The sequence below is a fragment of the Bradyrhizobium sp. 40 genome (genome assembly GCF_023100925.1).
Taxonomy (GTDB): Bacteria; Pseudomonadota; Alphaproteobacteria; order Rhizobiales; family Xanthobacteraceae; genus Bradyrhizobium.
The window spans coordinates 7,084,803-7,105,236 of record NZ_CP064688.1; the positions used below are offsets into that span (position 1 = coordinate 7,084,803).

Sequence of the window (20,434 nt, forward strand, 5' to 3'; positions counted from 1 at the left end):
AGAACCTGTTGGCCGCAATCGACTATGACGTTGAACTGAGGCGCGCCGGGGCGCACGCGACCGTCGGCTGGCGGCGCGTGCTGTTTTTGGCGCAGCGGCATGTGCTGGGCGCGGCCGGGCTCGTCATCATGACCCTGTTCGTGTTCACCGCGATCTTCGCCGACTTCATCGCGCGTTACGATCCGCTGACGATCGATGCCGCCCGGGCACTGGCGCGTCCAAGCCTGGCACACTGGATGGGGACGGATTCCTTCGGCCGCGATGTCTTCAGCCGCATCATTCATGGCGCGCGGATCTCGCTCGCGGTCGGCATCGGCTCGACCGCACTCGGTGGCTCGATCGGCGTCATCGTCGGCCTCACCTCCGGCTATCTCTCCGGCTGGGTCGATCTCGTGTTTCAGCGTGTCTCCGATGTCCTGCAGGCGCTGCCGCTGCTGGTGCTGGCCCTGATCATGACCGCGGCGCTTGGGCCGTCCTTGCCGAACGTCATTATTGCGATCGCCATTCCGCTGATCCCGACCGTCTCGCGCGTCATCCGCGCCAACACGCTGGCGCTGCGCGAGCTGCCATTTATCGAGGCCGCCAAGTCGATCGGCATGAGCGAGGTACGCATCGCGCTCCGTCACGTGCTGCCGAACACGCTGGCGCCGCTGATCGTGCTTGCGACCGCCCAGCTCGGCTCGACCATCCTCACCGAAGCCTCGCTCTCCTTCCTCGGCCTCGGGATACCCGAGCCGTACCCGTCGTGGGGCCGCATGCTCTCTGAATCCGCCGCCGAATATGTCCGCACCGCGCCCTGGCTGGTGATCTTCCCGGGCATCGCCATCAGCCTCGCGGTGTTCGGCGCCAATCTGTTCGGCGACGCCTTGCGCGACATCCTCGATCCACGGCAGCGCGGCTGATGGCTGACAAATCCGATCTCGTGCTCGAGGTGAAGAACCTGAAGACGGTGTTCTTCACCAACTCCGGTCTGTTCAAGGCCGTCGATGATGTGTCCTTCACGGTGAAGCGCGGCGAGACGCTGGCGATCGTCGGCGAATCCGGCTGTGGCAAGAGCGTCACTGCACTATCCCTGATGCGGCTGGTGCCGGATCCGCCCGGCCGCATCGTCGGCGGCTCCGTCACGCTTGAAGGCACCGATCTTCTGACGCTGGACGAAGCAGAGATGCGCGCCGTCAGGGGCAACCGCATCTCGATGATCTTCCAGGAGCCGATGACCTCGCTCAATCCGGTGATGCGGATCGGCGACCAGATCGTCGAGGCCGTGCGGCTGCACCGGAACATGTCGAGCAAGGAGGCCCGGGACATCGCGATCGAGATGCTGCGCCTGGTGCGCATCCCTGAACCGGCTCGGCGCGCGCGGGAATATCCGCATCAACTGTCCGGCGGCATGCGCCAGCGCGCCATGATCGCGATGGCGCTGGCGTGCCGGCCGGCGCTGCTGATCGCGGACGAGCCCACGACCGCGCTCGACGTCACCATCCAGGCGCAGATCCTGGCGTTGATCCTGGACCTTCAGAAAGAGCTCGGCACTGGGCTCGTGCTGATCACCCATGATCTCGGCGTCGTCGCGCAGACCGCGCAGCGGGTCATCGTGATGTATGCGGGACGGAAGGTCGAGGAAGCGAGCGTCGAGGCACTGTTCGCCGCGCCGAAACATCCCTACACGCGCGGATTGATGGCCTCGATCCCGGCGGTGCCGGCGCCGGGCGTCGCCGCGCCAGCACGGCTGAACGAAATTCCCGGCACGGTGCCGTCGCTGGTGCGGCTGCCCAAGGGTTGCGCGTTTGCGCCTCGCTGCAAGCTCGCGATCAAGCGCTGTGAGGCCGAATATCCGCCGCTCACCGATTGGGGCGGTGGCCATCTCGCGGCATGCTGGCGGGCGGCCGAAGTGGCGGAGGTGGCATGACCGAGGCGCTGCTCGAAGTCACCGATCTCAAGAAGCACTATCCGGTGCGCGCCGGTGTGTTGCGCCGACAAATCGGCACAGTGCATGCAGTCGACGGCGTCTCATTTTCGGTTGGGGTGGGCGAGACGCTGGGCCTCGTCGGCGAATCCGGCTGCGGCAAGTCGACGGTGGCGCGCAGCGTGCTGCGGCTGGTCGAACCGACCTCGGGCCAGATCCGCCTCGAAGGCGAAGACATCACGCATCTGTCCAAGTCCGCGCTGCGGCCGCACCGCCGTTCGATGCAGATCGTGTTCCAGGATCCTTTCGCCTCTCTAAATCCGCGGATGACTGCCGGAGACATCGTGGGCGAGCCGCTGTTCGTGCACGGGCTCGCGGCCGGCAAAGCGCTGGAGGCGCGTACCGCAAACCTGTTCGAGCAGGTCGGCTTGCGGCCCGACCAGATGCACAATTTCCCGCATCAATTCTCTGGCGGCCAGCGCCAGCGCATCTGCATCGCCCGCGCGCTGGCGCTGGGGCCGCGGCTGATCGTCTGCGACGAGCCGGTCTCCGCGCTCGACGTCTCGATCCAGGCGCAGGTGATCAATCTCCTGATTGACCTGCAGCGCGAGCACGGTTTCTCCTACCTCTTCATCGCGCATGACCTCGCGGTGGTCGCTCATATCAGTCACCGCGTCGCCGTGATGTATCTCGGCCGCATCGTCGAGATTGCCGACAAGGACGAGCTGTTTGCAAATCCGCGCCATCCCTACACGCAGGCGCTGCTCGCCTCGGTGCCGGTCGCCAATCCGCTTGCCAAAAAGCTCGTGCCACTGGTCGACGGCGACGTGCCAAGCCCGGTCAATCCGCCGCCGGGATGCGCGTTTCACACCCGCTGCCGGTTTGCAATGGATCGATGCAGGACGGAGCGGCCGGCGCTGGTGGATGCGAACGACGGGCACCAGGTGGCGTGTTTGCTCAATGACGGGACGGGGCGACCAAATGAGATGCCGTAGGGTGGGCAAAGCGAAGCGTGCCCACCATTCAATCGCAATTGCCGCACGATGGTGGGCACGGCGCTGCGCGCCTTTGCCCATCCTACGATAGCTACGATTGCCGCTCTAACCCGCCCCGATCTCGGCCACGATCCGGCCCGTCGTCACCTGCTCGCCCTCGGCGACGTCGATCGCGGCGACCACGCCGTCGATGCCGGCCTTGTGGACGTGCTCCATCTTCATCGCTTCCAGCGTCATCACCGGCTGACCGGCACTGACGCGGTCGCCCGGCTTGACCAGGACGGCAACGACGCGGCCGTTCATGGCGGCACGAACCTTGCCGTCGCCGCCATTGCTTGCGGCGGCCTTCGGCGCGGCGAGCGTGAGATCGGACGCCGCGAGCGGGATGCCGCGGCGCTGGAGGTGGAGCCGGTCGCCATCGCGTAGGAATTTGGCCCTGTCCATCACGCCGTCATGACGGAAGCGGATCACGTCGAGATCGAGCTGATCGATCTCGAACTTGTCTTGCCGGCCGTCGCTGGCGACAATGTAGCTGCCATCGCGTTCGCGCCAGACTTCAAGCTCATACGCCTGGCCTGCGATCTCGATCTTCGCCGGTAGCGGGAACGTTGCCGCGAGGCTCCGTCCGCGGCGCCACGACGGTGCCTGCGGGTTCGTGACGTAGAGCAGCAGGCCGGCCAAAGCGACATCGAATGCGGCGTCCGTGCCCGGCGCCAGCAACTCGTCGCGATGCGCGCCAATGAAGGCCGTGGTCGCCTCGCCTTTGGCGAAGCCGGGATGACGCAGGCATGACAGCAGGAAGGCCTGATTGGTGGTCACGCCGAAAGCGGTGAGCTGTTCGAGGCCGACGATCAGGCGCCCCCTCGCCTCCTCGCGTGTCGCGCCATGGCCGATCACCTTGGCGATCATGGAATCGTAGAACGGCGGAATCTCGGAGCCGGATTGCAGCGCATGCTCGACGCGGATGCCATCCGGCACCTGCCAGCACGCCATGCGCCCGGACTGCGGCATGAAATCATGCGCGGCGTCCTCCGAGCACAGCCGCACCTCGATGGCATGGCCTGTGAAGCGAATGTCCTGCTGCTTCACCGGCAACGGCTCGCCGCGCGCAACGCGCATCTGCAATTCGACGAGATCGAGCCCGGCGATCGCCTCGGTCACGGGATGCTCGACCTGGAGGCGGGTGTTCATTTCCATGAAGTAGAATTCGCCGCTCGCATCGAGCAGAAATTCGAGCGTGCCGGCGCCCTCGTAGCGCAGCGCCTTCACCGCGGCGACCGCGACCTCGCCCATCTTCGCGCGCAGTTCCGGCGTCACAGCGGGCGACGGTGCCTCCTCGATCAGCTTCTGGTGGCGCCGCTGCACCGAGCAATCGCGCTCGCCGAGATGGATGGCGTTGCCATGGCTGTCGCCGAACACCTGAATTTCGATGTGGCGGGGATTCTGGATGGCGCGTTCGAGGATCACGGTCGGATCGCCAAACGCCGCCTTCGCCTCGGACCGCGCGCTACGCAGCGCATCAGGAAACGACGACGCGTCCGTCACGAGCCGCATGCCGCGTCCACCGCCGCCGGCGACCGCCTTGATCATCACGGGAAAGCCGATCTCTCTCGCCTCCGCGAGCATGACCTCATCGCCCTGATCGGCGCCCTGATAGCCGGGCACGACGGGCACGCCGGCCTTTTTCATGATCTCCTTGGCACCGGCCTTGTTGCCCATTGTTTCGATCGCCTGCGGCGACGGGCCGATGAAGACGAGGCCGGCATCCTTGCAGGCCTGCGCAAACTCCTCGTTTTCGGCGAGGAAGCCATAGCCGGGATGAACGGCATCCGCGCCACTGGCCTTTGCGGCCGCAACGATCGCGGGAATGTTGAGGTAGGATTGCGTCGGCAGCGGCTCGCCGATCCGCACGGCCTGGTCGGCCTGTTGCACATGGAGCGCGTCGCGATCCGCATCCGAATAGACCGCGACGACACCGAGCCCGAGCTCCCGCGCGCTGCGCATCACCCGTAACGCGATCTCGCCGCGATTGGCAATCAAGACCCTGAAGAACGGTCGGTGCTGCGTTGATCCGTTCCTCATGGCCGAGCCACCGAAAACTGCATGCGCTGGGGCGTGCGCGCATCGCCCTCGCGGCAAATCGCGAGCACTTCCGACAGCAGCGCGCGGGTGTCGCGCGGATCGATCACGCCGTCGTCGAGCACGCGCGCGCTGGTCGAGAACACGTCCATCTGGCCGTCGAACACGCCGACGATCTGCGCCTTCATAGCATCGAGCTTTGCCTTTTCGACCGGCTTGCCGCGGCGCGCGGCGGCGGCTTCGGTGACGATTGCCATGGTCTCGGCGGCCTGCTCACCGCCCATCACGGCGGTCTTGGCATTGGGCCAGGAGAAGCAGAAGCGCGGATGGAAGCCGCGCCCGCACATGCCGTAATTGCCGGCGCCGAACGAGGCGCCGCAATAGATGGTGATCTGCGGTACCGTCGCCGACGTCACCGCCTGGATCATCTTGGAGCCGTGCTTGATCATGCCGGCTTCTTCGTAAGCTTTGCCGACCATGTAGCCGGTGGTGTTGTTCAGATAGAGCAGCGGCGTACGGGTTTGACAGCAAGCCTGGATGAAATGCGTCGCCTTGTTGGCGCCCGCGGGATCGAGCGGACCGTTGTTGGTGATGATGCCGATGGCTTGGCCCTCGATGCGGGCATGGCCGCAGACGGTGGCCGGGCCGTAGTTCGGCGCCATCTCGGTGAAGTCGGAATCATCGACGATACGTGCGATCACCTGCTTCATGTCGACGGCGCGCTTGTGGTCCATCGGCATGATGCCGAGCAGCTCGTCCTGGTCGTAGCGCGGCGGCTTATATTCCGCGCTCGCCCTGCCCGGCCGCTCCCATTCCAGCGCCGCCATGATCTCGCGCGCGATGCGCAGGGCGTCACGGTCATTCTCGGCGAGGTAGTCGCCAAGTCCCGACACCTGCGTGTGCATCTCGGCCCCGCCAAGCTCCTCCTCGGTTGCGATCTCGCCGGTGGCGGCCTTCAGCAGCGGCGGGCCGGCGAGGAAGGCGCGGGTGCGGCCACGGACCATGACGATGTAGTCGGACAGGCCGGTCTGATAGGCGCCGCCGGCGGTCGAGGAGCCATGCGTCACGGTGACGACGGGCAGCCCCGCCGCCGAGAGCCGCGCGAGGTTGCGGAAGATGTTGCCGCCGCGAACAAAATCCTCGACGCGATAGCGCAACAGATTGGCACCGGCGCTTTCGACCAGCTGGACATAGGGCAGCTTGTTTTCGAACGCGAGCTCCTGCACCCGCAGCGTCTTGTCGAGGCCGTAGGGCTGGAGCGCGCCGGCATCGATGCCGGAATCGTTGGCGCTGACCATGCAACGGATGCCCGAGACGAAGCCGATGCCGGCGATGACGCCGCCGCCGGGCACGCTTTTGTCCGGATCCGATACGTCGAACATGAAGCCGGCGAGCGTGGACAGCTCGATGAAGGGCGCGCCGGGATCGAGCACCAGCGCGACGCGTTCACGCGGCAACAGCTGGCCGCGCTTGTGGAAGCGGTCTTTCGCCGCGGCTGATGCCGCACGCGTGCGCTCTTCCAGCGCGCGCATGCGGTCAATCAGGCCAAGCATGCCGTCGCGATTGGCGCGGTAGGCGGCGCTGCCGGGGGAGATGGCGTTTTCGAGAATGGACATAACTCAATCCTGCTCGTCATTGCGAGGAGCGAAGCGACGAAGCAATCCAGGCTGCATCCACCGAGAGATTCTGGATTGCTTCGCTTGCTCGCGATGACGGTTGAGGCGATAATTTACCTATTCGTCCCAAAAATCTTTCGCGCTTCCGCCGGGCTCGCTATCTCGCGGCCCGCACGGCGGGCGCAGGCGGCGATGGCCTCGATCAGCTGGCCGTTCGACGTCACCTTCTTGCCGTCGGCGAGATAGAAGGCATCTTCGAGACCGGTGCGCAGATGACCGCCGAGCTCCGCACAGCGCTGGTGCAGCGGCCAGATCTCTTCGCGGCCGATCGCGGTGACCTGAAATTGCGCCTCGGGACGCTTCAGCTTGATCAGGATCGGCAGCAGATCGGGATCCGACGGCATGCCGGAGGCGACGCCCATCACAAAGTTATACTCGAGCGGGCCCTTGTACATGCCGACCTGGCGGTACATGCCGACGCAGCGGACGATGCCGACGTCAAAACATTCGAATTCGGGGATGGTACCGACCGCGTTCATGACGTCGAGATAGTCCTTCACCTTCTCGACCGCATTGTCGAACATCATCGGCGGCCAGGCCCAGCTGTTGTCGGCCTTCACCTTCAGATAGTTCAGCGAGCCTGCATTGCAGGCGGCGATCTCCGGCCTGGTCTCACGGATGCAATCCAGCGCACCGCTGTAGTTCGGCCCGGAGACGCCGGAGGTGTGGTTGATGATCACGCCGGGGCAGGCTTCGCGGATCGCCTGCTGGATCTCCTTGCTGACGCTGACCTCCCAGGACGGCAGATGCCCCTTGTCCGGCGCCTGCTGACGCAGATGGATGTGCATGATGGACGCGCCGGCATCGAACGCAGCCTTGGCCTCGCGCGCCATCTGCTCGGGCGTCACAGGCACGTTGTGCTGCTTCGGGTCGGTGAGCACGCCGTTCAGCGCGCAGGTGATGACGGCCTTGTCGCTCATGCCTTGAATGTCTCGCACGTTGATAATTCAACGCTTGCGATCATGTGATGGGCGGCATGCGGCTTCTTGCGCGGAGAAGCTGGAATGGGCCAGATGTCGTAGGGTGGGCAAAGGCGCTCTTGCGCCGTGCCCACCATGTCTCAGCGTGGATCGAAGATGGTGGGCACGCTGCGCTTTGCCTACCCTACGAGAGCATCCTACGATGCCTCCGCGAGCCTCACCGTCTCGGTGCTGCGATAAATCGCAAGATCACGCGAGCCGACGAAGATCGCGCGCGGCTTCAGGCCGTAGAAGCGGCGGATCGAATGGCTGAAATGGGTGGAATCGGGATAGCCGATGTCCTGCGCGAGATGGGCGAGGTTGAGGTCCTGGTTGGCGAAGTGCAGCAGATGTCGCGCGCGCTTCCAGGCGCGGAAGGAGCGGAACGAGATGCCGGTCTCTTCCTTGAACAGATGCAGGAAACGCGAAGCGGAAAGTCCGGCGTCCGCCGCGCACGTGTCCGCCGTCACGGGCTCACCTGTGAAGCGGCCGATACGGGCGACCGCACGCGTCACGCGGGGGTCGAGCACCCGGCGCGGCAGCGCTTCGCCAAAACACATCTCGTCGAATTCGGCGGTGGTGATGTCGCCGTAGCGGCGCTGGCGCATCAGCGTGTAGGCGGCGAGGATCTTGCGGGCATAGACGGCCTTGTCGGGTCCGGTGAGCCGCTCGGCCAGGACCTCGATCACGCCATCAGGCATGCTCTCCGGCTCCAGCGTGACGCTGATCGCGGTGCGGTAGTCGCTGGCAATGGAATGCCGCTGGTTCGGCAGGGTGACGAACAGCTCGCCAGTGGCGAGGGCATCATCGATCGTCAGATGCAGGCTGCCCTTGACCGCGACATAGACGTGACAGCAGCCGGGGGTCCGCTTGCGGGGGCGGCCGAGCAGGCCGGCATAGAATACCCGCTCCGGCGTGATCAGCATCAAATGGTCGGATTCGCGACCGTTATCTTCCATTGGGATCCTCCTCGCGCGGCTCTTTGGCCGCTGCGGACGGAGGTCACCTTAGCGGAAATCTGGGCGCTGTCACGGCGGGATAGCGCTATCATGAAGCGCAAGAGGTCGGCAGCCCGCGAGGGTGGTGGACGAGACGGAACTCCTGGCAATATCGTCGTCCCGGCTTTCGCCAGGACGACAGTTAAGCCCTTACTCTTGGCGCCACGTTCTGCTCGACGCCGGCCTGTTGCTCCGCAGCAACCGCGCGCTTGAAACCATCGCGCTGCTGCAAGCGCGTCCAATAAGCTGCGACATTTGGCCCAAAATCCTTGGCAAGCCCGATAGTATCGGCGAGGCGGAGCGCGTATCCGATCACGATGTCGGCGGCGGTGAAGCGGCCAGCACACAAGGCCTCGGTATTTGCGGTGGCTGCCTCGACGGCGCGCAGCCGGCCCAAGAACCATTTGGCATAGTCGCCGGCGACCTGCGGATTGCGGCGCTCTTCCGGCTCGAGCTGGGTGTATCGGAGCACCAGCGTCTGCGGGAAGGTTAACGTGGCGTCGCTGAAATACATCCAGTTCAAGAACGCGCCATAGGCGGGATCCTCCGGCCCGACCATCAGTGGCGTCGGTCCATGTCTGACGCCGAGATAGTGGCAGATGCCGGACGATTCCGTCATTCTGGTCTCGCCATCAACCATGAAGGGAATCGTGCCCAACGGATTGAGCGCGAGGTATTCCTTGGCGAAGACCCGGGGCGGGAACGGCAGCATCTTGAGCTCGTAGGAAAGCCCCATTTCCTCCAGCATCCAGAGCGGACGGAACGAGCGCGCGCCGTCGCAGTGATAGAGCGTGATCATCAGGAACTTCCTTTGCTGCCGGGCAGCGTGCCCATCATCTTGCACAGGACCATCAGCATGACCTCGTCGGCGCCGCCGCCAATCGATGTCAGGCGGCTGTCGCGATAGGCTCGGCTGACCGGCGTCTCGTTGGTAAAGCCCATTCCGCCCCAATATTGCAAGCAGGCGTCGGTAAGCTCGCGGCCGAGCCGGCCGGCCTTCAGCTTGGCCATGGTCGCCAGTTTTGTGACATCCTCGCCCGCCACCAGCGCCTCGCCGGCACGGTAGATCAGCGCGCGCAACAGCTCGACCTCGGTCTGCATTTCGGCAAGCTTGAAATGGACGACCTGGTTGTCGAGGATCGACTTCCCGAAGGCCTTACGGTTGCGGGTGTATTCGATGGTCTCGTTGATGATGTATTCATGCGCCTTCAGGCAGGCGGCCGCGCCCCAGAGGCGCTCCTCCTGGAACTGGATCATCTGATAGGTAAAGCCCTTGCCCTCCTCGCCGATCCGGTTGCGCTTGGGCACGCGGACATTGTCGAAGAAGATTTGTGCGGTATCCGACGAGCGCATGCCCATCTTGTCGAGCTTGCGCGCGACAGTGACGCCCTTGATCTTCATGGGCACGCAGATCAGCGACTTGTTGCGGTGAACGGGCCCGTCGCCGGTATTGGCGAGCAGGCAGATCCAGTCGGCCTGAGTGCCGTTGGTGATCCACATCTTGCCGCCATCGATGACGTAATCGTCGCCGTCGGAGCGCGCATTGGTCTTGATCGAGGCGACGTCGGAGCCTGCGCCGGGCTCGGAGACGCCGATGCAGGCCACATAGTCGCCAGAGATCGAGGGCGCCAGGAATTCGCGTCGCACCTCGTCGGAGCCGAACCGCGCCAGCGCCGGCGTCGCCATGTCGGTCTGCACCCCGATCGCCATCGGCACCCCGCCGCAATTGATGGCGCCGAGCTCCTCCGCCATCATCAGCGCATAGGAATAGTCGAGGCCGGATCCGCCGAATTCGACCGGCTTGTTCAGTCCGAGAAAGCCGAGGCTGCCCATCTTCCTGAACAGCTCGTGCGCCGGGAAGATGTCGGCCTGCTCCCATTCATCGACGTGCGGATTGATCTCGTTGGCAATGAATTTCTGTAAGGAACGACGGATCTCGTCGTGGTCGGCGGTAAACAGCATTGCTTCCTCTCGTCGTCACAATCCCATCTGCCGCGACGCCAGATCCTTCATGATCTCCTCGGTGCCGCCGCCGATGGCGTTGACCTTGACCTCGCGGTAGATGCGCTCGGCCTTGATGCCGCGCATGAAGCCGGCGCCGCCAAAAATCTGCACGGCTTCAGAGGCGCAGAATGCCATGGTCTGGGTCGCCTGGTTCTTCATCATGCAGATTTCGGCGACCGGGCTTTCACCCTGCTCCAGCCGCCAGGCCAGCATCTCCAGCATCGCTTGCGACGCGGCGACCTTCTGCGCCATGTCGACGATCTTGTGGCGGATCACCTGGTGCTGCGCCAGCGGCTTGCCGAAGGTCTTGCGCTCCTTGGCGTAGGCAATGGCTTCGTCGAGGGAGACGCGCGCGAACGCGGTGCAGCCCGCCGCCATGCCCATGCGCTCGCTGTTAAAATTCCGCATGATGATCTTGAAGCCTTGGCCCTCCTCGCCGATCAGGTTTTCCGCCGGTACGCGGCACTCGTCGAAATGCAGGGTCGCGGTGTCAGAGGCCCACCAGCCCATCTTCTTCAGCTTTGTCCGGGACAGGCCCGGCGTATCCCCCTCGATCAGGAGCAGGCTGACGCCGCCGGCGCCCTCACCCCCGGTGCGCACCGCAACGGTCAGATAGTCGGCGCGCATACCCGAGGTGATGAAGGTCTTCTCGCCGCTCACGACGTAGTGATCGCCATCGCGCCGCGCCTTGGTCCGGAGGCTCGCAACATCAGAACCGCCGCCCGGCTCGGTGATCGCGAGCGCGGAGATTTTCTCACCCGCGAGCACCTGAGGCAGCACGCGCGCCTTAACCTCGGGGCGCGCGGCCCGCGCGACCGGCGGCGAACCGATCGTATGGCTCATCAAGCTGGCGCTGACGCCGCCGGCGCCGGCCCGCGCCAGCTCCTGGCTGGCGACGATCTTCATGAACTGGTCGGCGGCGATCCCGCCATATTCCTCGGGGAAACCGAGCCCCAAGAGCCCGATCTCGGCCGCCTTGCGATAGAGGGCGCGGGGGAATTCGCCGCCCTCGTCCCACTCGTGGGCGAAGGGCGCAATCTCTTTGTCGACAAAGCGGCGCATCACGTCACGAAAGGCGTCATGTTCGGCGGTATAGAACGGGCTCATCATCGCACTCTCGCCCTGCTGGCGGATTCGTCTCGTGCACCATGGCCGGAACTTTGACAGCTCACTTGCGCGGAGTGGCTGGCCAAGGCTCCCCTCCAAGCAGGCTCGCTCTAGCAACTCAACGCAAGACGATTTTCATCGCTCGCGCGCCAACTCCGGATCAAAAAAAGGCGTGGTGCACAAACTCCGGCTGGCCTCAGGGCCATGCCGGGCATGGTGCATGGCAATAGGGACGCGGGCGGCACCAGACCGCCGAGGGAGGAATTTTTGGCCGTTCGTTACTACGACTGGATCGCCCACCATGGCCGCCGCACGCCGAACAAGGTCGCGGTGATCGACCTCGCGAGCGAGCGCCGCTTCAGCTATGCGCAGCTCGATGCGCGCATCTCTCGTCTCGCCTCATTTCTGCGTCATACGCTGAAGGTCTCGCGCGGCGAGCGGGTCGCGGTGCTGGCGCTGAACACGACCGATACGCTGGAGGTGCAATTCGCCTGTGGGCGATTAGGTGCGATCTTCGTGCCGCTGAACACCCGGCTCACCGTTCCCGAACTCCAGTTCATCACCGGCGATTGCGCCCCGAAGGTGATGATCCACGACACCGATCTCGCCGAAACGGCGCTTGCCGTGGCGAAGCTCTGTGGGATTGAGACGAGCCTGCTGCTTGGTCCCGGCGGGCCTTATGAGGCCGGCATCGCCGCTGCAAAGCCACTCGAGAAAATCGAGGAGGTCACCCTCGATGATGTCTCGACCATCATGTACACCTCCGGCACGACGGGTCATCCCAAGGGCGCCACCATCACCCATGGCATGACCTTCTGGAATTGCGTCAATCTCGGCGGCCCCGCCTGCATCGGGCCATCCTCGGTGCTGCTCACCGTGCTGCCGCTGTTCCACACCGGCGGTTTGAATTGCTACACCAATCCGGTGCTGCATGCCGGCGGCACCGTGATGATCATGCGCGCCTTCGATCCCGGCACGGCGCTCGGCCTGATCAACGACCCCGCACAGGGCATCAACGTGTTCTTCGGCGTGCCCGCGATCTACCAGTTCATGGCCCAGCATCCGGCCTTCGCGACCACCGACCTCGGCCGGCTGATCGTCGGCGGTGTCGGCGGCGCACCAATGCCAGTGCCGCTGCTCAAGGTGTGGGAGGCGCGTGGCGTCGCGCTTCAGCAGGGCTACGGCATGACCGAGACCTCGCCAGCCGTGCTGGTGCTCGACCGCGAGGATGCTGCACGGAAAGCCGGCTCCGCCGGCAAGCCGGTGTTGCACACCGAAGTGCGCATCGTGCGTCCTGATGGCAGCGACGCCGATGTCGGCGAGCTCGGCGAGCTCTGGGTCAAGGGACCGAACATCACGCCCGGCTACTGGAACAGGCCGGAGGCGAACAAGACGTCGTTCACCAACGGATGGCTGCACACGGGCGACGCGACACGCGTCGATGAGGAAGGCTTTTACTACATCGTCGACCGCTGGAAGGACATGTACATCTCCGGCGGCGAGAACGTCTATCCGGCTGAGGTCGAGAACGTCCTGCACCAACTCAACGCCATCGCGGAAGCCGCCGTGATCGGCATTCCCGATCCGCAATGGGGCGAGGTTGGCCTCGCCATCGTCGCGGCGAAGCCGGGCCAGCGGTTGACCGAGGCAGATGTCTTCGCGCACTGCGCGGCGAATCTCGCGCGCTTCAAATGTCCGCGCCAGGTCCGCTTCGTCGATGCGTTACCACGCAACGCCACCGGCAAGATCCACAAGCCGACCTTGCGCAAGGAATTCTCGATCACTTCCGAAGTCGACAAGAAAGCCGCCAACGCCTGATCAAAGCGCCCCTCTCGCGGGCGCTTTTCTTTTTTTGAAGTGCCAAAGTCAGAAGAAACCCCAAAGAAGCCCCAAGGAATTTTCATGAACAAGAAACTCGCCCTGCTTGCCGCGGCAACAGCGATGACGCTGTTTGCGACCCGCTCCGCGTATGCCCAAAAAGCGTACGACACCGGCGTCACCGACACCGAGATCAAGATCGGCAATGTCGAGGCCTATTCCGGTCCGGCTTCCGCCTACGGCGTCATCGGCAAGACCGAGGAAGCCTATTTCAAGATGATCAACGACCAAGGCGGCATCAACGGCCGCAAGATCAACTGGATCTCCTACGATGACGGCTACTCGCCGCCGAAGACGGTTGAGCAGATCCGCAAGCTGATCGAGAGCGACGAGGTCTTCCTGGTGTTCAACGCGCTGGGCACGCCGACCCAGACCGCCGTGCAGAAGTATCACAATTCCAAGAAGGTGCCGCAGCTGTTCCTCGCCACAGGCGCCAGCAAGTGGAACGACCCGAAGAATTTTCCCTGGACCATGGGCTTCCAGCCCAGCTACCGCGTCGAGGCGCAGATCTTCGCCAAGTATATTTTGAAGGAGAAGCCGGACGGGAAGGTCGCGATCTTCTATGCCAACGATGATTTCGGCAAGGACTACCTCGCCGGCATCAAGGACGTGTTCGGCGACAGGGCATCGAAAATGATCGTGGCGGAAGAGAGCTACGAGACGTCCGAGCCGTCGATCGATGCTCATATCGTCAAGCTCAAAGGGACCGGCGCCGACGTCTTCGTCAACATCGCGACCCCGAAGTTTGCGGCGCAGGCGATCAAGAAGATTGCCGAGCTGGAGTGGAAGCCGATGCATCTCATGACCGATGTCTCGGTCTCGATCGGCGCGGTGATGAAGCCGGCCGGCCTCGAGGCATCCGAAGGCGTGCTATCGGCCGGTTATCTGAAGGACGCGTCGGATCCGCAGTGGAAGGATGATGAGGGCATGAAGAAGTTCATGGTCTTCGTCGACAAATACATACCCGGTGCAAATATTTCGGACGCCAATCTGGTTTACGCCTATGCCGCAGCCCAAACGATGGTGCAGGTGCTGAAGCAGGCGGGCGACAATCTGACCCGCGAGAATGTGATGAAGCAGGCAGCGAGCCTCAAGGACTTCGTCCCCGACACCCTGATCCCGGGCATCAAGATCAACACCTCGGCAACGGACTTCGCGCCGATCGAGCAGCTCAAGATGTGGCGATTCAAAAAGGGCCAGTGGGAGCTGTTCGGCGACATCATCAGCGCCGAAACCGGCGGCTAGTCGACTGAAAACTACCGAATAGCGGCCGAAGGGCCGCTATTCTTTTCAAGCGAGCGACGACGCTATTCCCGCGCTTTCGACCTCGAACATGTCGTGGCCGACGTCGATGCCTGCGACGGACAGACCGAGACGACGCGAATCGCCGACGCCCCTGAACGCGGGGCATGCCCAGGCGAGGGTGACGATGCCTGACGGCGGCAGATCGAGGCTCAGCGTGTAGCCATCATAACTGGTCACGACCGCCTCGGGCGCGACGGGCTTGCCGTCGAGATAGAATCGCGCGTCGATCGTATGCAGCGGCGCGCGAAGCGCCGGGCTTCGAACGCGGACGATGGTGCGGCCGGGCATCCCCTTGATCCGCACGGCAGCCTCCGGTTCGCTCCAGCGGAAAGTGTGACCGGCGGAGAACTCCTCGGCATGGAATCCGGTCTGCGCGATAATCTGCTCCCCAAGAAGCCCGCCGACAGACCGCGCATCTCGCCCGAGACGATGAATGCAATCGAGTCTCTGATGCCGGATCAGCGCGGCGATGTATCGCCGCATCCATCGCGCGATCGCCTCGCTCGATCCGGCGACCGTCAGAACGACCAGCACGGCCCGCGCGTGCCATGCCCCCAGCCGCGCGAAGCCGCGCGCGCCGAGATCGCCGAGCAGCGCCGGCACGGACCAACGCCACAACGCCGGCAATTTCTCACCAGGCCGTCTCCAGCCGCAGCCAGCGAGGCTGTAGCGCAGGAGCGCGTTCAATGCATTGCGGGCGAGCGACGTGCCGGCCTCGCTCCGCGAGCTCCACTCGATCGGAATGTCGAGCAGCTCGCTGCCGGGATCGTTGCGGGCCTCGCTCAGATAGCGAATCTCGCCTTGCACGAAGTCGAGCGTGAATTGCTTCAGCTCGTCGAGCTCGCCGACATAGTAGTGATGGAAGCGCGCCTCCTCGAGATAGCCGAGGGAATAGCCTCTCGCGTGATAGGCGGCGGCAAGCACCCATTCGGCGAAATGACCGAACTCCTCGCGCAGGCCGCCGCATTCCCGGTAGACGTCGCGCCGCGTCACGAAACACTGATCCAGGATCTTGCGCCAGGGATGCTGCTTCATACCGAACTCGATGTCGGCCTGGTACATGGCTGCCTCTGCCACGGATAGTCGGTTATGGCAGATCGGGATCGAACGGCAGGAAAAGCCGGCCCAGTCGGGATGAGCATCGATCGCGCGAATGCAGAGTTCGATCACGTCGGGTTCGGGCCGGCAGTGCGATTCCGTGAAGAACAGATAGCTGCCGCGCGCCTTCGTCGCGCCGAATGCGCAGAGCCCGATGTCGTGTTTGGAATCGGTGAATTCGAGGCGAGCCCTGTTGCCGGCCAACGCCTTCAACTGTTCGCGTGCCGTGAAATCCGGCGGCACGACCAAGATGATCTCGTAGAGCGATTTGTCGGCAGTCTGCGACGTCCAGCCGAGCCAGGACAGCTCCCACTGCCCGCGGTGAGATTCGAGCGGGATAATGATTGAGAACAGCGGAGATTCGCCGTCGTCGAGTGCGGGCGCGTCCTGCATGTCCCCTTATAGACGCATGCTGCGTCATTCCGGATAATTTCTTGCGGACTATACCGACAGAAACAGCGCGAACGATTCTTCCACCGTTCGGCGCAGATGCTTTTGGTACAGTTCGTGGTTGGCATCGCCGGGCGCGACCCGCCCCAGTGAGGGCTTCGCGAAGTTTCGAAGCGGCACATAGGCGATCGGCGCTGCGATCGGCGTCAGCTGCGAGCCAGGGCCGGCGCGGAGCGTCGAGATGATCCCGTACATTTCGCCAGCGACCGTCGGCCGCGACACCGTGATCACGCGATGCTGGCCGTGCTTGATGATGACGAGATAGATGAAGCCGGACTGATGCGGCACGGCGACCTCGCCGGTGTGTTCATAGGCGGCATCGGTCCGTTCCCCCTCGCGGAACACCAGTGCAGAGACTTTCGGCTCCCAGACGATCTCGGTACGGTAGGCGAAGATCGCGTCCTTGTCGCCAAACGACGGCCGCAACGTGATGTAGACGTCCTCGAGCCAGGTCACCGCGCGATGGGCATAGGAGCCGAGGCTGTCGGGCGCGACATCGTTTGCGGCCGGAGGCGTCACCGCAGCGGCGCTTCTGCGCAGGGAGACGCCGAGCGCCTGCTCCAGTCGCACCGTGGTCGCCAGCGTGAACGGCCGTCGGCCGCCGAGCACCTTCTCGAGAGTCGACAGGCTGAGCTTGGCCTGCTCGGCCAGCGCCTGCCGGGAGATCCGGCGTCTGGCGAGCTCCTCGCGAATGGTCTCCGCAATCTCGCGACTCTGCTCGTCCGAAAGCTGCTTGTCGGTGAATTTGTCCTGCGTCTGCATCGTGGCCCTGCTCCAGGATGACATCCTAGCAGGGCGGACAAACCAGCACAAAACCGCACTTCGCCCCCCGGCGTCGGCCCGCGCGGGCCGGCCGCGACGGATCATTGCCGATCATTCTGCTCGCGAACTCGGGCCGTCCCGGCGGATGCTCATAGCCAGCAGACATCCTCGGGAGCAGGCAAAATGGATACCTACGACACGATGGACAGCAACGAACACCCTTGGCTGGGCAGACTGATCGTGGTCGGACTTTTCCTTCTGGCGCAGGGCATCGCGGTGATGCTGGTCGCCTTCGTGGCGCTGCTGGTGAGCTTGGAGCCGGGCTGGTCGGCTACGACGGAGCAGGCCAGCCTGCTCCAGCCCGGCGATGCCAAATCCGGGTCTCTTCTCCTCAAGGAGGACGGCGCCTACACGGAAGCGATCCGCCTCGGCATCGACGTCGACATCACGGTATCAGGCCCGACGCTGCGCGCCCGCGTCACCCAGATCTTCCGCAATCCGACCAAGGATTGGGTCGAGGCGACCTATGTCTATCCGCTCCCCGCCGGCGGTGCCGTCGATTCGCTGAAGATGGTGGTCGGCAACCGCGTCATCGTGGGCGACATCAAGGAGCGGCAGCAGGCGCGCGTGATCTACGAAGAGGCGCGCCGGGCCGGCCAGAAGGTCGCGCTCACCGAACAGGAACGGCCGAACATCTTCACCAACTCGGTCGCCAATATCGGTCCCGGAGAAACCGTGCTGGTGCAGATCGAATATCAGGAACCGGTGCACCAATCCGGCAACGAATATTCGCTGCGCCTGCCGCTGGTAGTGGGGCCGCGCTACAATCCGGCGCCGATCGTCCAGAGCGTCGATTTCCGCAACGACGGTTCCGGCTGGGGCGCGACGAATTCGAACCCGGTGCCGGACCGCGACCGCATCTCGTCGCCCGTGCTGGATCCCGCCCGGAATGCGCCGGTCAATCCGACCAGCATCACGGTGCGTCTGAACGCCGGCTTTGCGCTCGGCGAGGTCAAGAGCCTCCACCATAATTTCAAGGTCGAGAGCCCGGACAATACGACGCGAATTGTCACGCTTGCCGACGGTGCCGTGCCTGCCGACCGCGATTTTGAACTGACCTGGAAGCCGGCTGCCGTGAAGGCGCCGTCGGTCGGCTTGTTCCGCGAGCGCGTCGGCGACGCCGATTATCTGCTCGCCTTCGTCACCCCGCCCGCCGCCGAGCAGGCGACGCAGAAGCCACGGCCGCGCGAGGTGGTGTTCGTGATCGACAATTCCGGCTCGATGGGCGGCACGTCGATCGTTCAGGCCAAGGCGAGCCTCGCCTACGCGCTCTCCCGTCTCCAGCCGTCCGACCGTTTCAACGTCGTCCGTTTCGACGACACCATGGACGTGCTGTTTCCGGCTCCCGTGGCGGCGGATGCCGAGCGTGTCGGTGAAGCCACCTCGTTCGTCAGCGCGTTGCAGGCGCGTGGCGGCACCGAGATGGTGCCGGCGATGCGGGCCGCGCTGACCGACAAGCTCGGCGACGCCAGCATGGTTCGCCAGGTCGTATTCCTGACCGATGGTGCGATCGGCAACGAGCAGCAATTGTTCGAAACGATCACGGCCATGCGCGGCCGCTCGCGCGTGTTCATGGTCGGCATCGGGTCGGCGCCCAACACCTATCTGATGACGCGCGCCGCTGAGCTCGGCCGCGGTGCCTTCACCCATATCGGCTCCGTCGAGCAGGTCGAGGAGCGCATGCGCGGCCTGTTTGCCAAGCTCGAGAACCCGGCCGTGACCGGGCTGAGCGCCAAGTTCTCCGAAGCCAAGGCCGACGTCACACCGACGATCATTCCCGACGTCTATCTCGACGAGCCGCTGGTGCTGGCGGCAAAGCTCGACACGCTTGCGGGCTCGGTCGAGATCAAGGGCCGCGTCGGCGACCGCCCATGGTCGGTGACGCTGCCGCTGCAAAATGCGGCCGAAGGCAAAGGCCTGTCGAAGCTTTGGGCCAAGCGCAAGATCGATGATGCCGAAGTGGCGCGCACCCTGCGCGAGATGACGCCCGAAGACTCCGACAAGGCGATCCTGGCACTGGCACTCGACCATCAGATCGTCACCCGGCTCACCAGCCTCGTCGCGGTCGACAAGACGCCAAGCCGTCCCGAAGGCGAGCCGCTCAAGCCCAGCGAGTTGCCGATCAACCTGCCGGCCGGTTGGGATTTCGCGAAGGTCTTTGGCGAGCGACAGCAGGTCCCGACGCAGCTCCGCGAGCGTCACGCCGATGCACGCAACCAGCCGGCCACGAGGCGGCCGACGCCCGCTGCACCGGATGCGATCCGCCTGCCCAAGACCGCGACCTCAGCAGAGCTGAAAATGACCGCAGGCCTGATCCTGATCGTGCTCGCCCTGATCCTGTTCGTGTTCAACCGGCGTCAGACCTTGCTCACTGGCGCCGCTTGAGAGAGGAGTCCCCCGAACTCCTCTGTTAGCGCGCGCGGCTGCCCGTCCCACACCAACGGCCGCGCGCGCCTTTTTTGAACACGCCGCCTCAACCGAATTCGTCATTGCGAGCGAAGCGAAGCAATCCAGAAATCCCTCCAGGGAGGCAGTCTGGATTGCTTCGTCGCTTCGCTCCTCGCAATGACGGGAAGATGTGCCATGCCCCGCTTCATCTCTCCCCCGGTTCTCGCTCTGATCGGCGTCATCCTGTTCGGCGACGGCGCCTACATCCATGCCAAAGCGTGGCTCGCGCAGGTGCTGCTGGAGCGCGCGTTCGACCGGAGCGTTGCAACCGGCGAAGTGGTCAGGCCATGGTCATGGGCCGATACCTGGCCGGTCGCGCGAATCGAGGTGAAGCGGATCGGCGCCAGCGCGATCGTGCTGGAAGGTACCAGCGGCCAGGCGCTTGCTTTTGGACCCGGCCATATCCTTCAAACGACTGATGCGGGCGAGCGCGGAATTGCCGCATATGCAGCGCATCGCGACACTCATTTCCGTTTCCTACGGAATGTTGCCATTGGTGATGTGATCGATGTCACACGCAGTGACGGTAAACACTTTCGCTATCACGCGGATTCCTCCGCTGTGGTTCGCTTCGATGCGTCGGGCATCGATGCTGCGGTACGGGATGTCGAACTCGTGCTCGCGACCTGCTGGCCGTTCGACGCCATCACGTCCGGCCCCGAGCGCTACATCCTGCATGCCACCTTGATCAGAGCCGATGAATAGCGGT

16 protein-coding genes are annotated in these 20,434 nt (G+C 64.3%); 7 read left to right on the forward strand and 9 right to left on the reverse strand.

Features of this window, described 5'->3' with window-relative positions; all coding sequences use genetic code 11:
- The first annotated feature begins 8 nt into the window (after nt 1–8).
- The 3 genes from IVB40_RS33940 to IVB40_RS33950 are packed head-to-tail and all read left to right on the forward strand — an operon-like array spanning nt 9 to nt 2,901.
- Nucleotides 9–902, forward strand: a complete 894-nt coding sequence (locus IVB40_RS33940) for an ABC transporter permease (protein ID WP_018455966.1) — start codon at nt 9–11, stop codon at nt 900–902.
- Entirely contained in the window at nt 902–1,909 is a 1,008-nt protein-coding gene (locus IVB40_RS33945) for an ABC transporter ATP-binding protein (RefSeq protein WP_247426688.1), read from the forward strand. The genes IVB40_RS33940 and IVB40_RS33945 overlap by 1 nt, the downstream gene beginning before the upstream one ends.
- On the forward strand, nt 1,906–2,901 hold the full coding sequence (locus tag IVB40_RS33950; protein ID WP_247817613.1) for a dipeptide ABC transporter ATP-binding protein: 996 nt from the start codon (nt 1,906–1,908) through the stop codon (nt 2,899–2,901). Before IVB40_RS33945 ends, IVB40_RS33950 begins: the two co-directional genes overlap by 4 nt.
- A gap of 105 nt (nt 2,902–3,006) precedes the next feature.
- Here IVB40_RS33950 and IVB40_RS33955 read toward each other — a convergent pair whose 3' ends face one another.
- The 7 genes from IVB40_RS33955 to IVB40_RS33985 all read right to left on the reverse strand — a co-directional run bounded on the left by IVB40_RS33955 (nt 3,007) and on the right by IVB40_RS33985 (nt 11,727).
- Nucleotides 3,007–4,983 (reverse strand): acetyl-CoA carboxylase biotin carboxylase subunit, encoded by a 1,977-nt coding sequence (locus IVB40_RS33955; protein WP_247817614.1) that lies wholly within the window; start codon nt 4,981–4,983, stop codon nt 3,007–3,009.
- Entirely contained in the window at nt 4,980–6,596 is a 1,617-nt protein-coding gene (locus IVB40_RS33960) for an acyl-CoA carboxylase subunit beta (protein ID WP_247817615.1), read from the reverse strand. Before IVB40_RS33960 ends, IVB40_RS33955 begins: the two co-directional genes overlap by 4 nt.
- Before the next feature lie 113 nt (nt 6,597–6,709).
- On the reverse strand, nt 6,710–7,576 hold the full coding sequence (locus IVB40_RS33965) for a 3-keto-5-aminohexanoate cleavage protein (RefSeq protein ID WP_027514515.1): 867 nt from the start codon (nt 7,574–7,576) through the stop codon (nt 6,710–6,712).
- Between the two features lie 197 nt (nt 7,577–7,773).
- On the reverse strand, nt 7,774–8,574 hold the full coding sequence (locus tag IVB40_RS33970; protein WP_027565981.1) for an AraC family transcriptional regulator: 801 nt from the start codon (nt 8,572–8,574) through the stop codon (nt 7,774–7,776).
- Nucleotides 8,575–8,755: 181 nt separating this feature from the next.
- Nucleotides 8,756–9,412 (reverse strand): glutathione S-transferase family protein, encoded by a 657-nt coding sequence (locus IVB40_RS33975; RefSeq protein WP_247285245.1) that lies wholly within the window; start codon nt 9,410–9,412, stop codon nt 8,756–8,758.
- A complete protein-coding gene (locus IVB40_RS33980; RefSeq protein WP_027565983.1) occupies nt 9,412–10,575 on the reverse strand; it encodes an acyl-CoA dehydrogenase family protein in 1,164 nt (387 codons plus the stop codon). Before IVB40_RS33980 ends, IVB40_RS33975 begins: the two co-directional genes overlap by 1 nt.
- Nucleotides 10,576–10,590: 15 nt before the next feature.
- Nucleotides 10,591–11,727, reverse strand: coding sequence for an acyl-CoA dehydrogenase family protein (locus IVB40_RS33985; protein WP_247817616.1), 1,137 nt, complete (start codon nt 11,725–11,727; stop codon nt 10,591–10,593).
- A 264-nt stretch (nt 11,728–11,991) separates the two neighbouring features.
- Here IVB40_RS33985 and IVB40_RS33990 point away from each other — a divergent pair, with 264 nt between their 5' ends.
- Both IVB40_RS33990 and IVB40_RS33995 read left to right on the forward strand, forming a co-directional pair.
- Nucleotides 11,992–13,542, forward strand: coding sequence for a long-chain fatty acid--CoA ligase (locus IVB40_RS33990; protein WP_247817617.1), 1,551 nt, complete (start codon nt 11,992–11,994; stop codon nt 13,540–13,542).
- 84 nt (nt 13,543–13,626) lie between these two features.
- A complete protein-coding gene (locus IVB40_RS33995) occupies nt 13,627–14,847 on the forward strand; it encodes an ABC transporter substrate-binding protein (RefSeq protein ID WP_247817618.1) in 1,221 nt (406 codons plus the stop codon).
- A 45-nt stretch (nt 14,848–14,892) separates the two neighbouring features.
- Here IVB40_RS33995 and IVB40_RS34000 read toward each other — a convergent pair whose 3' ends face one another.
- Both IVB40_RS34000 and IVB40_RS34005 read right to left on the reverse strand, forming a co-directional pair.
- The gene (locus IVB40_RS34000; RefSeq protein WP_247817619.1) at nt 14,893–16,398 is read right to left on the reverse strand and encodes a hypothetical protein; all 1,506 of its coding nucleotides are present in this window, start codon (nt 16,396–16,398) and stop codon (nt 14,893–14,895) included.
- Between the two features lie 48 nt (nt 16,399–16,446).
- The gene (locus IVB40_RS34005; RefSeq protein WP_247404667.1) at nt 16,447–17,217 is read right to left on the reverse strand and encodes a helix-turn-helix transcriptional regulator; all 771 of its coding nucleotides are present in this window, start codon (nt 17,215–17,217) and stop codon (nt 16,447–16,449) included.
- 183 nt (nt 17,218–17,400) lie between these two features.
- On the opposite strand from IVB40_RS34005, the gene IVB40_RS34010 reads away from it, so the two are divergent.
- Nucleotides 17,401–19,662 (forward strand): marine proteobacterial sortase target protein, encoded by a 2,262-nt coding sequence (locus IVB40_RS34010; RefSeq protein ID WP_247817620.1) that lies wholly within the window; start codon nt 17,401–17,403, stop codon nt 19,660–19,662.
- Between the two features lie 198 nt (nt 19,663–19,860).
- Nucleotides 19,861–20,430, forward strand: coding sequence for a class GN sortase (locus tag IVB40_RS34015; protein WP_247817621.1), 570 nt, complete (start codon nt 19,861–19,863; stop codon nt 20,428–20,430).
- The last annotated feature ends 4 nt before the right edge of the window (nt 20,431–20,434 follow it).

Bases quoted from the DNA above. Each gene is read 5' to 3' on its own strand.
- IVB40_RS33945 (WP_247426688.1), top strand. From the start codon at position 902: ATGGCTGACAAATCCGATCTCGTGCTCGAGGTGAAGAACCTGAAGACG.
- IVB40_RS33950 (WP_247817613.1), top strand. From the start codon at position 1,906: ATGACCGAGGCGCTGCTCGAAGTCACCGATCTCAAGAAGCACTATCCG.
- IVB40_RS33955 (WP_247817614.1), bottom strand. From the start codon at position 4,983: ATGAGGAACGGATCAACGCAGCACCGACCGTTCTTCAGGGTCTTGATT.
- IVB40_RS33960 (WP_247817615.1), bottom strand. From the start codon at position 6,596: ATGTCCATTCTCGAAAACGCCATCTCCCCCGGCAGCGCCGCCTACCGC.
- IVB40_RS33965 (WP_027514515.1), bottom strand. From the start codon at position 7,576: ATGAGCGACAAGGCCGTCATCACCTGCGCGCTGAACGGCGTGCTCACC.
- IVB40_RS33970 (WP_027565981.1), bottom strand. From the start codon at position 8,574: ATGGAAGATAACGGTCGCGAATCCGACCATTTGATGCTGATCACGCCG.
- IVB40_RS33975 (WP_247285245.1), bottom strand. From the start codon at position 9,412: ATGATCACGCTCTATCACTGCGACGGCGCGCGCTCGTTCCGTCCGCTC.
- IVB40_RS33980 (WP_027565983.1), bottom strand. From the start codon at position 10,575: ATGCTGTTTACCGCCGACCACGACGAGATCCGTCGTTCCTTACAGAAA.
- IVB40_RS33985 (WP_247817616.1), bottom strand. From the start codon at position 11,727: ATGATGAGCCCGTTCTATACCGCCGAACATGACGCCTTTCGTGACGTG.
- IVB40_RS33995 (WP_247817618.1), top strand. From the start codon at position 13,627: ATGAACAAGAAACTCGCCCTGCTTGCCGCGGCAACAGCGATGACGCTG.
- IVB40_RS34000 (WP_247817619.1), bottom strand. From the start codon at position 16,398: ATGCAGGACGCGCCCGCACTCGACGACGGCGAATCTCCGCTGTTCTCA.
- IVB40_RS34005 (WP_247404667.1), bottom strand. From the start codon at position 17,217: ATGCAGACGCAGGACAAATTCACCGACAAGCAGCTTTCGGACGAGCAG.
- IVB40_RS34010 (WP_247817620.1), top strand. From the start codon at position 17,401: ATGGATACCTACGACACGATGGACAGCAACGAACACCCTTGGCTGGGC.
- IVB40_RS34015 (WP_247817621.1), top strand. From the start codon at position 19,861: ATGCCCCGCTTCATCTCTCCCCCGGTTCTCGCTCTGATCGGCGTCATC.